The organism is Bartonella sp. AP4SXKL, assembly GCF_042195845.1.
In the GTDB taxonomy this organism is placed as follows: Bacteria; Pseudomonadota; Alphaproteobacteria; order Rhizobiales; family Rhizobiaceae; genus Bartonella.
On record NZ_JBHIPA010000086.1, the window covers coordinates 1 to 575 of the forward strand.

General features: G+C 40.7%; 1 protein-coding gene. It reads right to left on the minus strand.

Features of this window, described 5'->3' with window-relative positions; all coding sequences use genetic code 11:
- Positions 1–575, minus strand: a 575-nt coding sequence (locus tag ACFIMI_RS09810) for a tyrosine-type recombinase/integrase (RefSeq protein ID WP_375692548.1), incomplete at both ends; no start/stop codon positions are given.

Here is a 575-nt window from a genome sequence, read left to right on the forward strand (position 1 = left end):
GCAGGGATTGTCCATATATCACCTTCAATCTGATCTTCACGAATATGACGCAAAGGGTTGGTACGAACGCCTGTCAGAATAAGCAAACGCAAAGCCAGTTGTGTTATGGTTGATGCTTCACAGAGTGTTTTATAAAAAGCCGGAACCTCTCTCCAATCCATGGCTGGTCTATTAGTGACCTTATGGCGTTGTTTTCCTAAGAGAGCTTTTGCTTTTTCTACAGCTTGTAAATCAACATCTACACCTAATGCAGCCGCATGTTTGAGACAAAGATTAAGACGTATCAATGCTGTTCGAGCAATTACAGCCTTTGTATGCCAAATGGGAGAAAGGGTATTGCGTATCTCTGTTTGCGTAATCTCTGAAACGGGTAAACAGCCTAATTTAGGGAGAATATGAAGGCGTAAAGGTGTAAACCATTTACCATTTTTACCATCACCTTTTAATTCAGCTTTACGAGTTTCAAAAGTATCTAGTGCAATATCTTTTAAGTAATGGAGATTGCTTATTGCCTCACGCTTTTGTTTTTCACGTTCTTTAATAGGGTCACGCCCTTCACGTAAAACAGCCCGCCA